Raw genomic sequence first — 17,464 nt, 5'->3', positions numbered from 1 at the left:
AAGAATCCTTATGAAAAAGTTAATATATACAGCCTTTGTCATTTGCGGAATGTTGACCGCTTCTTGCTCGGATTTATTAAATCTGGAATCAAAAACAGACGTGACGAATAATTATCTGTTCACTACTCCCGAAGGGTTGAATACTGCCGTTACAGGGTTGTATTCCCTGGCACGTGAATTACCGGGTGGAGCGGATAATAACGAATCTAATCTGTACATCGTTACCATGTGTGACTTTAATACGGATATTGCCATACTTAGAGCAGGTGTTTCTACCTCAATCGGACGTTTGAATACAAGTTTTACTCCAAGTACTGGAGATGTCAATAAGTTCTGGAAACATCACTATGGGATTATCGGAAAAGCAAATGAAATTATTGTAGCGGCAGAAGCCTTGGGACTGGATGACAGCGATGTATTGCACGCATGGAGTGAAGCGAAATTCTTCAGAGGACGGAGCTATTTTGAACTTTGGAAACGCTTTGACCGCCTTTATCTGAACGTCACTCCAACCACTGTCGATAATCTGAAACGGGAGTATAAACCGGCTTCTCATGAAGAACTGATGACACTGATGACGACTGACTTGGATGATGCAATGAAAGGTCTGGACTGGTCGCTTCCTCAAAATAACGGAAATGTATTGTATGGACGGGTAACGAAAGCGACTGCCAAACATGTCCGTGCACAGGTTGCCATGTGGGAATCGGATTGGGATACAGCCATTGAGGAATGTGAAGACATCTTTAAACAGGAGGGCATTTACTCAATGGAAAAGAAGGCCGAGAATGTATTTAATAGCGCAGATTTGAAATCCCCGGAAGTGTTGTGGAGTTTCCAATATTCACAAAACTTGGGTGGAGGAGGTTCCGGAACTCCGGTTGCCGGACATCGTATCTCTATTCAGACCACTACCCGAATCAATAAAATTGCAGGTTGTATCAATACGGCCGATCAGGGTGGATATGGTTGGGGACGTATTTATCCGAATACCTATTTATTGAGTTTGTATGACCAGGCTAAAGATACACGATACAATGAATTGTTTGTACACCGTTTCAAATACAATGATCCTACTTCTCCTAAATATGGCGAATTGATTCCCCTTGCGAAAAGTTCCAGTTATTGTGAGACGTTGCATTTCATGTCGAAAAAATACTTTGATCAGTGGACTATGGCCGATAATCCGGACCGGACAACGGGATTCAAGGATTTGATTGTCTATCGACTGGCTGAAACTTACTTAATGGCGGCAGAAGCGTATATGCGCCGTGACGGAGGAATGAGCACGGATGCTCTGCGCTGTTACAATAAAACATGGGAACGTGCCGGGAATGACAAATTTGCGGGACCTCTGACGCAAGATATTCTTTTGGATGAATATGCCCGTGAACTGAACTTCGAGGGAGTCCGTTGGCCTTTACTAAAACGTTTGGGGCTTTTGGGTGAAAGGGTGAAAGCGCATTATGGCGAGACAAAAGCTGAAAATCCTTATTTAGATAAAGATTATGCGGAATGTCGTACCAGTTTTGTAGTTGGAAAGCACGAATGTTGGCCTATCCCACAGGAGCAGATTGACTTGATGGGGAAAGAGAATTTTCCACAGAATGAGAATTGGTATTAAGCGATTGATTATCTGAAAAACATGAATGAGTATGAAAAGAATAATATATCTGTTATTGATTTTAAATCTGGGGCTGCTTTCCTGTGTCGATGATGCGTCGGTACGTGTGATGCCTGAATTTAATTGTAAAGATACAAAAGTAAACCTGGCAAAAGCGGCGGGTTCTTCCGTTACATCGCTATTATATACTAATGTCGGTCAGGTTGTTGCTCAATATCAAGCGGAGTGGCTTTCTGTAGATGTAAACGCTAAAAGTGTAATATACACTGCCTTGACGCAGAATGACGGTGAGGATGCAAGGAGTACTGTTGTGAAACTGACTTGCGGTTCATATACAGTGGAAGTGACGGTTACACAGGATTCCAAAGAACCGGATCTTTCTTTGAAGGTAGGACAAAGTGTAGATGATGGTATCGGTATGATTTTCTGGGTGGATCCTTCGGACAAGATGGTAGGAAAAGCTGTATCTGTAAAACGTCAGGGAGGAAATCCTTTTGAGGCTTCTGTGATGTCTCATAATGCGCTTTCTACAGTGAATGGATATGCCAATACGGCTTTGTTTACTGCTCCTGCTGCAAATGATGCAGTGGCATACTGTCAGTCGTTGGGTGAGGGATGGTATCTGCCTGCACGTGATGAGTTATGGGAGTTGTTTGATGTTTACAACGGTATTGGACATGCTGACCCGGATTTTGCTTCGGTTGTACCTGATAAGTTGACGGAAGTTGAAAAAGCGGCACGTGCGGCATTTGATAAGATGTTGACCGATTTGCAGGGTGATGTGATAAACGAGGCTGCCGGTTCGGGCAATGGGGAAAGCTATTGGTCGAGTACGGAAAATGCAGCAGGGGATAAGGCTTATTGGGTACGTTTCGGAAAGTCTGGTGCTGATGCAGGAAATAAAACAGCTACCAACCGTTTTGTGAGATGTATGCGCACAATTGGTGATTATACTTATCCTGAAGAGCCGGCAACTCTGACGGTGGCTCCCAATCCTGTGACATTGGAAGGTGCTAACGAAGCGGAAGCAAATGTTACGTTGACATCCAATAAGAGTGTATTCAGTGTAGTGTTGGCAGATGATTCCTGGCTTTCATATACTATTTCAGGCACAACAGTTACGTTCAAGGCAAAATCAAAAAATACCACTGGTAATATTCGTACGACAATTGCTACAATAACAGCCGGTACTGGCGCAGCCGCAAAAGCAGTGGAGGTAACGGTGAATCAAAATGTAGCTGCCGAGGGAGACGCTTCCCTCGAATTGAGTACCAATACGGTGACTATTACGCCTGATGCGGTAGCAAAATCAGAGGTAATCACAATGATTTCTGATGAGACGGAATTTGCAATAAATATCACTGATGAATCTTGGGTGAAAGCGTATGTTGATGTAACAAGTAAAACTCTTTATTTTTGGACTTTATCTCCCAATCTGAATAGTTCTAGCCGGGTAACGACTGCTACGGTAATAGCCGGAAATGGAGCGAATGCACCTAAACAAGAGGTCACGATTACACAGAGAGGACTTTTAAGTTCCGAGTTTGCGGTGGGACAGGTAATTGCGGATAATGGATCGTTAAAAGGAGGCATTGTATTCTGGGTAGATGGAACTAATCGTGGTAAGGCTAAGATTATGTCGTTGGACAGAGAGAATTTGGCATGGTCTACAGCAGGCTCTCCGGCTTCTACCGGAGTGGATTTATCTAATGATGACGGTTTGGCAAATACTACTGCCTTGGCAGCATTGCCGAATGCAGCGGAAATGCCTGCTCTTAAATATTGCATGGATAAAGGTGCTGGATGGTATTGGCCTACAAGATCGGATCTGGAACAGATGTTTGAAACCTATAATGGGACTAAAGTAGCAGATGCGACGGAGGATAATCCGAATGCGATTACTGATTTTGAGAAAGCAAATCGTGCGGCATGGGATCGGGTTGTCAGCAATGCGGGAGGAACTATTATGAATGAGGCTGTGTCATCTTCTACAGGAGATACATATTGGGCTTGTCGTGAGGCTTCGAATGGTGTGAATGGATTTTATGTACGTTTTGGAAAGCCTATATCTTGGAGCAGTGCAACCTCTAAAAAGAGTTCTTTAAGATATATTCGTGCAGTCCGTTCAATCTCGAAATAATGGTATTAGGTATGTATAAGGTATATAGAAAAATAATCTTAGCCTGCTTGTTATTGATTGTTGCCGGCACGGTCTGCGGTCAGCGTGTGACGCAAACGATCAACGATGGTTGGAAGTTCTCCCTCTTTGAGGGAGACGCGTCCACTGCTGACTTTGATGTGTCCGGTTGGACTGACGTTTCCATTCCTCATACTTGGAATGCAAAAGATGCAGAAGATGAAATCCCCGGTTATTTCCGGGGAAAAGGCTGGTACAGGAAAGCCGTGACAGTGGAGGAACTGATTGCAGGTCAAAGAGTTTATCTTTGTTTTGAAGGAGCCAATCAGGAGACAAATGTATTTGTGAATGGAAAGTTGGTAGGGAATCATAAAGGTGGTTATTCTGCTTTTACGTTTGATGTGACTGACTATGTTCATACCGGACGCAATTTGGTGGCAGTGAGTGTTGACAACTCTTATAATCTGGATATTGCTCCTCTTTCGGCGGATTTCACTTTCTTCGGCGGACTTTATCGGGATGTTTATCTGGTGTATACTTCGCCCGTGCAGCTATCTACCACCCATTATGCTTCCAGTGGAGTATATCTCAAAACTGTTGGGATAACAGATGCTCAAGCGGAAGTGTGTGCAAAAACATTCTTGTCCAATGCTTTGAAAAGTAATCAGGCATTGATTCTTGAAACGGAGATTTTGGATGCAGACGGTAATAGAGTGGCACTTTCCGCAAAGAAAGTGAATGTGAAGGCAGGAGAGAAGAATGTAGCCTTTGAAGCGTTGATGACTATTGCGCAACCCAAACGGTGGGATGTTGATTCTCCTTATTTATATAAGGTGTATAGCCGTTTGAAGAATAAAAAGGGAGAAGTTCTCGATTGCGTTGTTAATCCGCTGGGAATCCGTGAATATCATTTTGATGCGGAGAAAGGTTTTTTCCTGAACGGGAAATATCGGAAATTGATTGGTACCAGCCGGCATCAGGATTACAAAGGAATGGGGAATGCCTTGCGGGATGAAATGCATATCCGGGATATACAGTTGAGTAAGGATATGGGAAGTAATTTCCTGCGAGTGGCTCATTATCCGCAAGATCCGGTTGTGATGCAGATGTGTGATAAGTTGGGGCTGTTGACTTCGGTTGAAATTCCGATTGTAAATGCTATTACTCAAAGTAAGGCGTTTATGGACAACTGTGTGGAGCAGGCTACGGAAATGGTTTGTCAGAACTATAATTATCCGTCTGTCATCATTTGGGCTTACATGAATGAAGTGCTTTTGCGTCCTCCCTTTAATCCTGACAACAAGAAAGAACGGGCGGAATATATGAAGTTTCTTCATCAAATAGCTTCGGCTGTTGAGGCACAGATCAGAAGTCTGGACTCGGAACGCTATACCATGTTGCCTTGTCATTCTGCTTCCCAAATCTATCAGGAAGCAGGGATTACTGAATTGCCGATGTTATTGGGATTTAATCTTTATAATGGATGGTATGGTGGTAATTTGGGCGGATTTGAAGAGAAACTGGAAGAACTTCACAAGGAGTTTCCTCATAAACCGTTGCTTATTACCGAATATGGGGCGGATGTAGATACTCGTATTCACTCTTTTTCGCCGGTGCGGTTTGATTTTAGTTGTGAGTTCGGCTCTGTCTATCATGAACATTATTTGCCTGAAATTCTAAAAAGGGATTATATCGTGGGGGCTATGGTCTGGAATTTGAATGATTTTTATTCCGAAGCCAGAAGAAATGCTATGCCTCATGTGAACAATAAAGGGTTGGTAAGTACGGATAGAGAACGTAAGGACGGATATTATCTTTATCAGGCTTATCTGAAAGAGTCACCTGTCCTGCATATTGCTTCTAAATCTTGGAAGAATAGGGCAGGAGCCAGTCGGGATGGAAAGAGTTGTACGCAACCGCTGAAAGTTTATACTAACGCGGATAAGGTGGAGGTCTTTTTGAATGGAAAAAGTTTGGGAGTATATCCGGTAGCAGATAAGGTGGTTTCCGTGGACATTCCTTTTGTAAACGGAAAGAATGTGGTGGATGCTGTGATTGAAAAGGAGGGACGTGAATATCGTGACCAGTATGTCTGTGATTTTAAATGTGTCAATGTGAAGAATGGCTTTACGGAAATCAATGTACTACTGGGTGCTCGACGCTATTTTGAGGACCGGATAGCAGAGATGTGCTGGATACCCGAACAGGCTTATGCAGAAGGTTCATGGGGATATATTGGTGGGGAAGTGGCTCCGAACAAAACTCGTTATGGCTCTTTGCCTGCCAGCGATACAGATATACTGGGGACGGATCAGGATCCTGTCTTCCAGACACAGAGAGTAGGCATTGAGGCTTTTAAGGCAGATGTACCGGATGGTGTTTATGCTGTATATTTATATTGGACAGAACTTACTTCTGAAAATAAAAGAGAGGCTTTGGTGTATAATTTAGGAAATGATGTGGTGAGGGAGGACTATATTAACCGGGTATTTTCTGTGGATATAAATGGAGTATCTGTTGCCAAACAACTGAATATTGCAGAAGAATACGGTTCCGAACGTGCGGTTATTAAGAAATATATTGTTCCGGTTTCACAAGGAAAGGGGCTTGTCGTTCGTTTTGGAGCGGTGGAATCTGTGCCTATTTTAAATGCAATACGAATCGTAAAAGAATATTAGATGATGAAAAATAGTATAGTTATATTGTTTTTACTGCTGTTATCCCAGTTTGGTTATGCGCAGGGAAGCACATTTAAGGTCACTGCCCGTCCGTGGGTGAAAGGACAGAAAGATCTTCCCTGGAAAGAGTATGATACCCGTACTATTGTTCAATTGGATGGGTTCAAACCTACTGGCAAAGTACGTGTGAATAAGTATGGAAGTGATTTGGATGCTCCCAGGCATCGGGCTACAGGATTTTTCAGGGTAGAACGTACCGGAGATCGATGGTGGATGATTGATCCCGATGGGTATCGGCATTTGCAGAAAGTGGTGGTAGGAGTACGTTTAGGTACTTCCGAACGCAATAAACAAGCAATGCTGGACAAATTCGGTACGGAGGAAAAATGGATCGAAGGAACGGCACGGATGATTCATTCGCTGGGCTTTTCCGGGGCCGGCTCCTGGAGTAATGAAGAAGCTATTGCCTCTTACAATGCCTCTCATAAGGAGGTACTGACTCGCTCAATCATTCTGAACTTGATGAGTGGATATGGGAAGAAACGAGGAGGAACTTATCAGTTACCTGGTAATACGGGATATCCTAATCAGTGTATTTTCGTTTTTGACCCAGAGTTCGAAACCTATTGCGATGAGATGGCACAAAAACTGGTCGCAAATAAAACGGATAAAAATATCATCGGCTATTTTTCGGATAATGAACTGCCGTTCGGGCCGAAGAATCTGGAGGGGTATCTGACTTTGAAGAATCCCAATGATCCGGGAAGATTGTATGCAGAATCCTGGTTGAAACAGCAGGGTATTACTTTGCAGCAAATTACGGACGAACATCGGGAAGAGTTTGCGGGGGTAGTAGCGGAACGATACTATAAAGTGGTGTCGGAAGCGATTCGGAAGTATGATCCCAATCACCTTTATTTAGGTAGTCGTCTACATGGAAAACCTAAGTTTGTCCGCCAGATTGTGGAAGCGGCAGGCAGGTATTGTGATGTCGTTGCTATTAACTACTATGGTGCATGGACACCGAGTGAGAAGACCATGAAGCATTGGGGCGAATGGGCTCAAAAACCTTTCATCATCACGGAATTTTATACGAAAGGAATGGATTCCGGGCTGGCAAACACAACAGGGGCAGGTTTTACCGTTCAAACCCAGCAGGAACGTGGATATGCCTACCAGCATTTTGTTTTAGGATTATTGGAAAGTGGGAATTGTGTCGGATGGCATTGGTTCCGTTATCAGGATAATGATCCGACGGCAAAAGGGGTAGATCCTTCGAATCTGGACTCTAACAAAGGGCTGGTAGATAATGAATACAATCTTTATAAACCGTTGGCCGATGCTATGAAAGAATTGAATATCAACGCTTATCGTTTGGCTGACTGGTTCGACCAACAATCAACTAATAATAAATAAAATACATACCATGAAAAAACTATTTATATTGGGAACTTTTCTGTTTATAAGTTCTATTCCTATGGTGTCTTGTACGGATGATGATGATAAAGATCCTAATTTTATGCCTCCTGACATAGTGATGGGAGGGGGAGATGTAGAGTCGGAATATCCGGAGGATTTGCCTGCTCCCGGAGCTTCTGTGATGTATACTCCGTCATTAAATGCCAATATGTATCGCCCTATCAGTGTTAAGTATTCCAGTGCTTATCCGCCTATATCCAGTTGGAAAACAGAGAATACACGTATTATTGCGTATATGGACGGGTATAAACCGGCTATTAAAACGTTGAAAGCGTATCAGGAGTCGGTTAATAAATACGGAAGTTCGACTACGCTTCCGAAACAGGCGGCTACGGGAAGATTTTATACGAAGAAAATAGACGGACGTTGGTGGTTGGTTGATCCGGAAGGTTGTCTGCATCTGGAACGTAGTGCGACTTCTTTGCGTAAGGGAACTTCCAGTCGTAATAAAACGGCCTGGAATAGCAGGTTTGGAACTGATGAGAAATGGTTATCTATTACTCAACGTGAATTGAGTGAGATCGGCTTTCACGGTACAGGTGCTTTCTGCACAGGAACTTATTCACTGATTCAGACTCATAATGCTTCCAATCCGAGCAGTCCGTTAACTTTGGCGCCTTCATTTGCTTTTCTAAGCCAGTTCAAGAGTGCGAAGTCTTATAGTTATCCCGGAGGAAGCGATGATAACGCGGCAGGTCTTGTGTTTTATAATGGATGGAGTGAATGGTGTGAATCATATTTGGCAGGTAGTGCTTTCGCAGATTATTTGCGGGATCCTAATGTGTTAGGTTTCTTTTCTGATAATGAGATAAACTTCTCTTCAAACAGTTCTCGGATTTTAGATCGTTTTCTGGCTATCAGTAACTCAAGTGATCCGGCTTATGTTGCGGCGAAAGCTTTTATGGATTCTAAAGGTACGCAAAATGTGACGGATGACTTGAATAATGAGTTTGCCGGGATTGTAGCAGAGAAATATTATAAAGCAGTGAAAGAGGCAGTGAAGAAAGTAGATGATAAGTTGCTTTATCTGGGAACAAGATTACATGGAACTCCTAAATATATGGAAGGAGTAGTGAGAGCTGCCGGAAAATATTGTGATGTTATTTCTATCAACTATTATAGCCGTTGGAGTCCTGAACTGACAACAGCGATTGCTGATTGGGCTAATTGGGCGGACAAACCGTTTCTTGTAAGTGAGTTTTATACGAAAGGGGTGGAGGACTCTGATCTGAATAACCAGTCGGGAGCCGGATATTCTGTCCCTACACAAAACGAGAGAGCTTATGCTTATCAGCATTTTACATTAGGATTGCTTGAAGCTAAGAATTGTATCGGATGGCATTGGTTCAAATATCAGGATGATGATGGTACGGATAATTCGTCGAAACCTGCTAATAAAGGTCTTTATGATAATTCTTATCAACTCTTTCCTTATTTATCTTTCTTTGCCCGCGAATTGAATTTTAATGCGTATGATTTGATTCAGTATTTTGATAAATAGGTGTTTGTTTCTATATAATATTTGAGAGGAAAAACAAGGTGCGAATTTTACAGGATTAGTTTTGGTTAAAGCTATCCTGCTAAATTCGCACTTCTTATTTCTAAATGAATAATCAATGTCTTATCAGAGTAGAATATCATCTGATAGACAAATGAATATCGGTAGTGAAATATTAGTTATGTACTAACGTACCTATCTCTTCTCCACTGATAACCTTCTTTAAGTTGCCTACTGTGTCCATATCAAATACGACGATTGGCAGATTGTTTTCTTTACACATACAAGTCGCTGTCAAATCCATGACTTTCAGACCGCGTTTCAGTACCTCATCGTATGTAATATCGTCGAATTTGGTAGCGGTAGGATCTTTTTCGGGATCAGCTGTGTAAATACCATCTACACGAGTACCTTTCAGCATAACGTCTGCTTCGATTTCTATGCCTCTAAGTGAAGAACCGGTGTCAGTAGTAAAGAAAGGATTTCCCGTTCCAGCGGACATAATGACTACTTCGCCGTTCTCCATACATTCGATAGCTTTCCATTTACTGTAGAATTCACCGATAGGTTCCATCCGGACTGCTGTCAACACACGTGCCTTTACACCGGTAGCCACAAGAGCAGAACTTAGAGCGAGACTGTTGATTACGGTAGCCAACATTCCCATTTGGTCTCCTTTCACACGATCAAAACCTTTATTGGCTCCGCTTAGTCCGCGAAATATATTGCCTCCTCCGATAACGATACCAATCTGTACCCCTTGCTGGTGGATTTCTTTGATTTGTTCAGCATATTCTGCCAGTCTTTTTTCATCAATGCCATATTGCTTTTCGCCCATTAAGCTCTCTCCACTAAGCTTTAGTAAGATTCTTTTATACTTTGCCATACCTTTTGCTTTTTATTGTTTGCCGCAAATATAGAGATAATTTATCGGATAGCCTCACTGGGATATGATTACTTTTTTCATTATTTGTCTTCCCAAAAGGGTTTGTACAATTCCCCGCAATGAAAGATAAACGAGAAAAGCCAGCCACAGGGCATGATTTCCTAAAAGGGGATGGAAAGCGTAATAGACTCCAAAGAAGCTGGCAGAGGCAACTAACATGGAGTAAAGCATCTGCCGGGTAGCAGTGGCACCGATAAAAATGCCATCCCATAAGAAAGCGGAGAAACCGGCTAACGGAATAATGAGTGCCCAGTAAAAATAAGTGTCTGAAGCGCTGATTACTGAAGTGTCATTGGTTAGTAATCCCAGGAATTCTTTTCCGCCAGCTGTATAGAGAATCGTGAATACCAGTGAAAGACCGAACCCCCAATAGAAAAGATGATGTACTGTGTTACGTAAGCCTGTTTGGTTTTTGGCACCAATGTAACGGCCGGCCAGTGCTTCACCGGCATAAGCGAATCCGTCCATAATGTACGAAAATAAGGTAAATAATTGCATGAGCAAGGTGTTCACGGCTAATACGATTTCTCCTTGGGCGGCCCCTGCAGAGGTAAAAAACATAGTGACTATAACAAGGCAGAGGGTACGGAAGAATATGTCCCGGTTGACTTGAAAGAAACGGTACATGGCTTGTTTCTGTATGATTTCTTTCCACACGATTCGTTTTTTAAGCGCACTATAGTAACGCATGTATAACAAAATAGCCATGAAGAAACCTGCATATTGGGCAATTAAAGTCCCTGTTGCCACTCCTGCTACTTTCATGTCCAATAAGTAGACAAAACATAGACTGGCTACAATGTTGACAATATTTTGAGTGATAGCGATATACATGGGAAAACGTGAATTCTGCATCCCGATAAACCAGCCGGCGAATCCATAAAGCCCTAATGTGGCAGGAGCTCCCCAAATGCAGATGTAGAAATAGGTTGTTGCCAGTTGCTTGACCTCCGGTGTGGTTTGTATCAGTGTAAATGCCAGTTTCAGGATAGGGTATTGGAGTATCAACAGGCAAAGTGCTATAAATAATCCTACTCCAACAGAACGTAGTAGTAACCGGGTGATTTCGTTTAAATCATGCTGACCGTACGCTTGTGAAGTCATTCCGCTTGTTCCCATGCGCAGGAATCCAAAAATCCAGTAGATAATATTGAATAACATTCCCCCTACTGCAATGGCTCCAATGTACGCCGGAGAACCGAGATGTCCTACAATCGTGACATCGATAAGTCCCAGTAGCGGAACGGTAATATTCGATATAATCGATGGGATGGCTATCTGTAATATTCGTCTGTTTACGGAGGATTTTTTTTTATCTGTCATTGTATAAAAACACTTTTATCAATTTGATTGTTCTTTTCGCGAACAAAGGTACATTTTTTATTTTTTTATTGTATCTTTGTGTGTCACGAACTAAATAGCAATCAGATGGATTATGAGGACCTTAACTATTTTTCTTATCTCTTTATTTTCATTGCCGCTGGTGCTGAATGCGCAGTCGGTTGATGAGATGTTACAAAAAGTGTCTGCTGCCATTGAGGCAGGGCAGAATGGGCAGGCTGTGAGCTATTTCCGGCAGACTATCGCTCTGAATATAGACCGTACGGAAATGTATTATTGGACGAATGTAGACAAGAACAGTGAAATTAGCTCCAAACTGGCTACAGAATTAGCGCTTGCCTATAAAGAGAATCGGAATTACGATAAAGCCTATTTATTTTACAAGGAATTACTGCAAAAGACTCCTAATAATGTAGATTGTTTGGAAGCTTGCGCAGAAATGCAGGTATGTCGTGGGCAGGAGAAAGATGCTTTGCGTATGTACGAAAAAATATTGCAACTTGAGGCGGATAATCTGGCGGCTAATATCTTTTTAGGAAACTATTATTATTTGACAGCAGAACAGGAGAAGAAAAAGTTGGAGATGGATTATAAAAAACTTTCTTCTCCCACTAAAATGCAGTATGCCCGCTACCGGGATGGATTATCGAAGTTGTTCACTACCCGGTATGAGAAAGCGCGTAACTCTTTGCAGAAAGTGATTCTGCGTTTTCCATCAACAGAAGCTCAAAAGACATTGGATAAGATATTGAGGATAGAAAAAGAGGTGAATCGCTAAGCGGTTCACCTCTTTGATTTTTTTCGAGGTACTTTTTCATTCCATCTCAATTGGACAAAGTAGTACTCCACCTGTTGTATGACGATCTATCGATTGATATACAGGTTGACCTCTTAATATTGTTTGGGATAATATAGTCATATTTCTTGTTTTTCTATGGGTTCCTGTTATCAGAGTAATAGCTTTATTTAGCATGAATTCATTAGAATCGCCTAAAGGAAGTAAAGTGTCTTCTGGATTTTGGGATAAATTAAACTCGTTCCAATCGTAATCGGGTGTAAAGCCTGCACTGTAGTCTGAATTTATAGCATTGGTAACCCTTGTAGTAATAGGCCAATATGCCCATTCATATTTGTCATCTGAATATTCCTGCATTCCGACATTTTTTCCTTCTGTCAATTGACCGATGAGCACGATATTCATAAAAGGCTCCAAACTGCTGATAACTAACTCTGAAGATGATGCAGTGTTTTCACTTGTCAAGATGTAAATCCGATTGGAATTAAGTTTCAAATAACCTGCCGTTCCTTTTGTTTCTGTATTGAAATATCTGGTATGCGTCACTTTTCCTTTATTGTTGGAAAAAATACCAAAAACATTATCTTTAGACTCTTCGGGAATCAAAAGTCCGGCTAACATATTGGCAGAATGTTCATAACCACCTCCATTATAACGTAAATCTAAGACAAATTCATTCACGCCTCTTGACTGGAAATCCGCAAATATAGTTTTCATTTCTTCGTCATAAGTACGATCCTCTACCCCCTTTGGACCGGGAGTGAAATGATTGTAAACTAAATAACCTATTTTTTTATCTCCAACGGTTAATACATCATGATAATATAACGGATTATCTTCGACTGCCGTAGAAGCTTCTATGTCAATTGTTTTAGTCGTTTCATTATGAGTTATAGTCCATTGGGTGGCAGAACCACTGAATAAAGTTTTGTAATTTCCTTCTTTTATATTATTTTTTCCATTTATACCTATAATCCAATCTCCTCGCTCCAAACCAGCTTTATCTGCAGGACTATCAGGTAGAATATACAAAACTCGTGCATAATAATATCCTAAAGGCTTGTTATTTCTATCTACTACACTAAACAGTGTAAATTCCATCCCATAAGTATTGTCTGCATCAATACTGGTACGTGTCTTATAACCTTTATTTTTTTTCATGTAAGAATAATAGTAGAGGTGTTTTCCATTTCTTGTTTTACCATCTTTTAGGCTGAGTAACGAATAAAAAAAAGCTTCAGGGTCGGCAGTGTAATCTATTTTATTAGTCGCTGGTAACTCGCTATACCATAAATAGTCGTTGCGCAATTTCTTCTCTATCCAATGATTTATGCTAATGTCTGTATTATCGTCGTTTCCTTTTATCGAATCATCGTTATCATCGGAACAAGACACGATAAGTAAACAAAGAAATATCCCTATCCATATATTTAAACTGAAGTTTGCTTTTATCATCTTTCTCATTTTTAATCAGGTTGTTAATCACAAATATATTTATTTTTTCAACACATTGTAACAGTAATAGTTTGTTAAGTGATAATTATTTCAGTAAATATTCTACTTCCTTAAACATATACCCTCTTTTAATCAGCTTCTCATCTTCTAATATCAACTTTCCTTCAGGTTCTACACAAACGATTCGTGCAAGAAATTCTCCATTGGCATCTTTATATCGATGCATCCCTTCCCTTCTGAAAAGAGATTTTTCATATTGACAGGCTATTGATGGCGTATCGCCTTTTTTGAGCAAGCTATAATAAGATTGGATACGCAGCATGATATTTTTCAGTATTTCAAATAGATCATGCTCTTCTTCTGTGATTTGTAGCAGTGAAACGGGGTTAGGAGCAGAACTGTGAAATATCTCCTGATTAATATTAATTCCGATGCCTGCAATGCTCTGACTGATATTCCGCCCCATCAGATCGTTTTCTATCAACATCCCACATATTTTTTTTTCTTTCCAATAAATATCATTCGGCCATTTGATAGAAATGTCGGTGGTATAGGTATCCAATTCTTCTTTAATAGCTAAAGATATAATCTGTGAAATAAGAAACTGACGTCGTGCTTCCAAAAACCCGGGGAAGATAACGGTGCTGAAAAGAAGATTCTTGCCAGGAGCTGATTCCCACGAATTTCCACGCTGTCCCCGACCGGAAGTCTGAAAATCGGCGACAACGACAGTTAGTTCCTCCACTTTCTGTTCAGAACAGAGAGATTGCAGATAATTGTTGGTAGAGTTCGTCTCGTTGATATGAATCAATGGAACCGGGAATGTATCAGGGGAGGGCATCATATTCTGCGCGTAACTTTTTAGTAAATTTCTTGATTACCTCATCATAAGAGTGGTCAATAAGCTCTTTCATCAATTTATCGTCTACGTCACTGTCAAAGCGGACACTATTCCAGTACTTTTTATTAAAATGATAAGCCCCTTCAATTCCCGAATAATGTTCACGCAATTCGATTGCTTTTTCCGGATCACATTTTAGTGCGATGTGATTAGCTTCTTCCAGGTCAATGAGAGCAAACATCTTGTTCATAACCTTTACAACTAGTGATACATCATCGAAAGGAAAAGATTCGGTGACTCCTTTCTTGTTCAAGCAGTATTCTCTGACAGTTTCTACATTCATAATAAATTAATAATTATAGTATGTTTTCATAATTAGTTTATATCATAAATTTAAGCGCAGATTGCACGAATTTCACGGCTTTTATAATGATGAATATGTAAAGCCACAGCATTCTTTAATATAAAGGAGGATAAAACGCTTCCTCTATGTGTTCAACCTTGAAGTTCCCGTCGTTGCCTACTACAGTGATGATATCGAAGCGTACAGGAGTGTCAATCTGAAACAATCTGATATAGGCATCTGCTGCACGTACTGTACGTTTTATTTTGGGTAAATCTACAGCATCTTCCGGGGCCGCAAACAGAGTGTCACTGCGCGTCTTCACTTCTACTACAATCAGTTCATTGTCTTTTGCGGCTACAATGTCCAGTTCGAAATGTCCTTTTCTCCAATTCCGGTCACGAATAAGATAACCTTTCTGCTCAAGATAAGCTACGGCGGCATTTTCTCCGGATTTTCCTAAATCATTATGTTCAGCCATCTTTTTTTGCAAATTTACTGCTTTTATTCTTTGTTTTTACAGAAGTAAAAGTAATTTTGCAGAAGATATGAGAAAAAGGAGTAAGAAGTGCCTGAAAATGCATGTCGAGTGTACCAAAAGGGAACGACGGATGAGCATTTTATTGAGCGACGAAGAACAGCTGATTGTAGATCGTTATCTTGAGAAATATAAGATAACGAACAAGTCACGTTGGCTTCGTGAAACAATTCTCATGTTTATTCATAAGAATATGGAAGAAGATTATCCCACCCTTTTTGGTGAACATGATATGAGGCGATAGTTGAAAATTAAAAATTAAAGAGGGGAATGCTAGACGATATTTACTTCATGAAACAGGCTTTGATAGAGGCAGGTAAGGCTGCCGAGCGGGGAGAAGTTCCCGTTGGAGCTGTTGTGGTTTGTAAAGAGCGGATTATTGCGCGTGCCCATAATCTCACAGAAACATTGAATGATGTAACGGCTCACGCCGAGATGCAGGCTATTACAGCTGCTGCCAACGTGCTTGGTGGTAAGTATTTGAACGAATGTACCCTGTATGTCACCGTTGAGCCTTGCGTGATGTGCGCAGGGGCTATTGCTTGGGCACAAACAGGCAAGCTTGTGTTTGGTGCCGAAGATGAAAAACGCGGCTATCAGAAATATGCCGGTTCGGCTCTACATCCTAAAACAGTGGTTGTAAAAGGGATAATGGCTGACGAATGCGCTGCACTAATGAAAGAGTTTTTTGCAGCGAAACGGAAATGAAAGCAGTGTAATGGCTATTTGATTTCCTCAAAATCTACATATTCGCCATCATCCTGGGTGAATATTTTTTTATGTCTTTTCTCCGGAACATTCTCGGAATATATTTCTTCTTCATCATCATTTGAACGGCGATTCGTTTGGTTATAGCTTTGTTGGCTTGTACGTCCTGATTCCGTTTGTTTCGGGCGGGATGAAGAAGAACTACGTCCTAATCCGAAAATCGTTCTTAGTATGAAGCCGACAATAGAAAGGCCAAATACGAAAATGGCAATGATAAAAATGAGTATGAATAAAAGTATATGCATCGGACTATGATTTTTATGTTGTTACTTTGATAAAACTCATAGTACAACAAACGTGCCAAGAGATTGTTTATTTACTTTTTCTTGTAAAAAGTGAAAGTAAAATATACCATACAATAATGGCGGCAAAACTGCTAATTCCAAGAAATAGAAGAAGAGGAATGCAGATAATCAGGAATATAAAACTGATTTTGTTGTCATTCCATGACAGGTTTTTAAATTTCAAAGAAAACATCGGTATTTCTGATACCAGTAGTCCGGAAAACAGACAGACAAGTATAAGAAGGTAGACAGGATGGCAGTTGTCTGATATCAGGAAGTCATGTGCCCCTGCCACTAATGAGCCCCAAAACAGAGCATTGGCTGGTACTGGGAGTCCGACAAAAGAGCTGGTCTGCCGTGTGTCATTGTTGAATTTAGCTAGGCGCAAGGCCGAAAAAACAGAAATCAAGAATGCCAAATAGGGTAGATAAGGAGCGATGAACTCCATATTTGCCGGATAGTACATTTCTTTGAACAAGGAGAATACGATCAGTGAGGGAGCAACTCCGAAGCTGACATCATCTGCCAATGAATCCAGGTCTTTTCCGATAATGGAATGTGCATTGAGTGCACGAGCCAACAATCCGTCAAAGAAATCAAAAATAGAACTTAAAGCGATGAAAAGTAGAGCCAGTTCATATTTTGCTTCAAAAGCCATGACGCAAGCAATACAACCGGAGAAAAGGTTCAGGCAGGTTACGGTATTCGGAATACTATTTTTAATAACGTTTGTCAT

16 protein-coding genes are annotated in these 17,464 nt (G+C 41.0%); 8 read left to right on the top strand and 8 right to left on the bottom strand.

Annotated elements, in window-relative coordinates:
• The first annotated feature begins 10 nt into the window (after positions 1–10).
• Genes KTR06_RS15945 through KTR06_RS15925 form a run of 5 tightly spaced genes read left to right on the top strand, consistent with a single transcriptional unit; the run spans position 11 to position 9,419 of the window.
• Entirely contained in the window at positions 11–1,624 is a 1,614-nt protein-coding gene (locus KTR06_RS15945) for a RagB/SusD family nutrient uptake outer membrane protein (RefSeq protein ID WP_015531347.1), read from the top strand.
• 25 nt (positions 1,625–1,649) lie between these two features.
• Positions 1,650–3,764 (top strand): BACON domain-containing protein, encoded by a 2,115-nt coding sequence (locus KTR06_RS15940; RefSeq protein ID WP_217290551.1) that lies wholly within the window; start codon positions 1,650–1,652, stop codon positions 3,762–3,764.
• 11 nt (positions 3,765–3,775) lie between these two features.
• A complete protein-coding gene (locus KTR06_RS15935; RefSeq protein WP_217290550.1) occupies positions 3,776–6,439 on the top strand; it encodes a glycoside hydrolase family 2 TIM barrel-domain containing protein in 2,664 nt (887 codons plus the stop codon).
• A 3-nt stretch (positions 6,440–6,442) separates the two neighbouring features.
• Positions 6,443–7,855 carry an agarase gene (locus tag KTR06_RS15930; protein WP_117683288.1) on the top strand — a complete coding sequence of 471 codons (1,413 nt, stop codon included), beginning with the start codon at positions 6,443–6,445 and terminating at the stop codon, positions 7,853–7,855.
• Between the two features lie 10 nt (positions 7,856–7,865).
• Positions 7,866–9,419: a hypothetical protein gene (locus KTR06_RS15925; RefSeq protein ID WP_004316311.1), complete on the top strand. Its 1,554-nt coding sequence runs from the start codon at positions 7,866–7,868 to the stop codon at positions 9,417–9,419.
• A 172-nt stretch (positions 9,420–9,591) separates the two neighbouring features.
• Here the strand turns inward: KTR06_RS15925 and pyrH are convergent, their stop codons facing one another.
• Positions 9,592–10,302, bottom strand: a complete 711-nt coding sequence (gene pyrH / locus KTR06_RS15920) for a UMP kinase (protein ID WP_004299207.1) — start codon at positions 10,300–10,302, stop codon at positions 9,592–9,594.
• 54 nt (positions 10,303–10,356) lie between these two features.
• A complete protein-coding gene (locus KTR06_RS15915; protein WP_117683279.1) occupies positions 10,357–11,685 on the bottom strand; it encodes an MATE family efflux transporter in 1,329 nt (442 codons plus the stop codon).
• Between the two features lie 112 nt (positions 11,686–11,797).
• On the opposite strand from KTR06_RS15915, the gene KTR06_RS15910 reads away from it, so the two are divergent.
• Positions 11,798–12,481: a lipopolysaccharide assembly protein LapB gene (locus KTR06_RS15910; RefSeq protein WP_117683278.1), complete on the top strand. Its 684-nt coding sequence runs from the start codon at positions 11,798–11,800 to the stop codon at positions 12,479–12,481.
• Between the two features lie 36 nt (positions 12,482–12,517).
• On the opposite strand, the gene KTR06_RS15905 is transcribed toward KTR06_RS15910, so the two are convergent.
• From KTR06_RS15905 to KTR06_RS15890, 4 genes are all read right to left on the bottom strand, one after another.
• Entirely contained in the window at positions 12,518–13,951 is a 1,434-nt protein-coding gene (locus tag KTR06_RS15905; protein ID WP_181981041.1) for a S41 family peptidase, read from the bottom strand.
• An 88-nt stretch (positions 13,952–14,039) separates the two neighbouring features.
• Positions 14,040–14,798 carry a biotin--[acetyl-CoA-carboxylase] ligase gene (locus KTR06_RS15900; protein ID WP_117683277.1) on the bottom strand — a complete coding sequence of 253 codons (759 nt, stop codon included), beginning with the start codon at positions 14,796–14,798 and terminating at the stop codon, positions 14,040–14,042.
• Entirely contained in the window at positions 14,782–15,138 is a 357-nt protein-coding gene (locus tag KTR06_RS15895; protein WP_004316305.1) for an MmcQ/YjbR family DNA-binding protein, read from the bottom strand. Before KTR06_RS15895 ends, KTR06_RS15900 begins: the two co-directional genes overlap by 17 nt.
• Before the next feature lie 115 nt (positions 15,139–15,253).
• Positions 15,254–15,619: a YraN family protein gene (locus KTR06_RS15890; RefSeq protein WP_008770699.1), complete on the bottom strand. Its 366-nt coding sequence runs from the start codon at positions 15,617–15,619 to the stop codon at positions 15,254–15,256.
• 67 nt (positions 15,620–15,686) lie between these two features.
• Here KTR06_RS15890 and KTR06_RS15885 point away from each other — a divergent pair, with 67 nt between their 5' ends.
• Positions 15,687–15,920: a hypothetical protein gene (locus KTR06_RS15885; RefSeq protein WP_004299215.1), complete on the top strand. Its 234-nt coding sequence runs from the start codon at positions 15,687–15,689 to the stop codon at positions 15,918–15,920.
• Positions 15,921–15,946: 26 nt separating this feature from the next.
• Positions 15,947–16,384, top strand: a complete 438-nt coding sequence (locus tag KTR06_RS15880; RefSeq protein WP_008640836.1) for a nucleoside deaminase — start codon at positions 15,947–15,949, stop codon at positions 16,382–16,384.
• Positions 16,385–16,398: 14 nt separating this feature from the next.
• On the opposite strand, the gene KTR06_RS15875 is transcribed toward KTR06_RS15880, so the two are convergent.
• Complete coding sequence (locus KTR06_RS15875) at positions 16,399–16,689, bottom strand: DUF4834 family protein (protein ID WP_004316302.1); 291 nt, start codon at positions 16,687–16,689, stop codon at positions 16,399–16,401.
• Between the two features lie 67 nt (positions 16,690–16,756).
• Positions 16,757–17,464 (bottom strand): CDP-diacylglycerol--serine O-phosphatidyltransferase, encoded by a 708-nt coding sequence (gene pssA, locus KTR06_RS15870; protein ID WP_004316300.1) that lies wholly within the window; start codon positions 17,462–17,464, stop codon positions 16,757–16,759.

This window comes from Bacteroides sp. MSK.20.12 (genome assembly GCF_019052435.1).
GTDB lineage: Bacteria > Bacteroidota > Bacteroidia > Bacteroidales > Bacteroidaceae > Bacteroides > Bacteroides xylanisolvens.
Note: the sequence above shows the minus strand (reverse complement) of the source record. Positions and strands in the feature narration are given on the sequence as shown.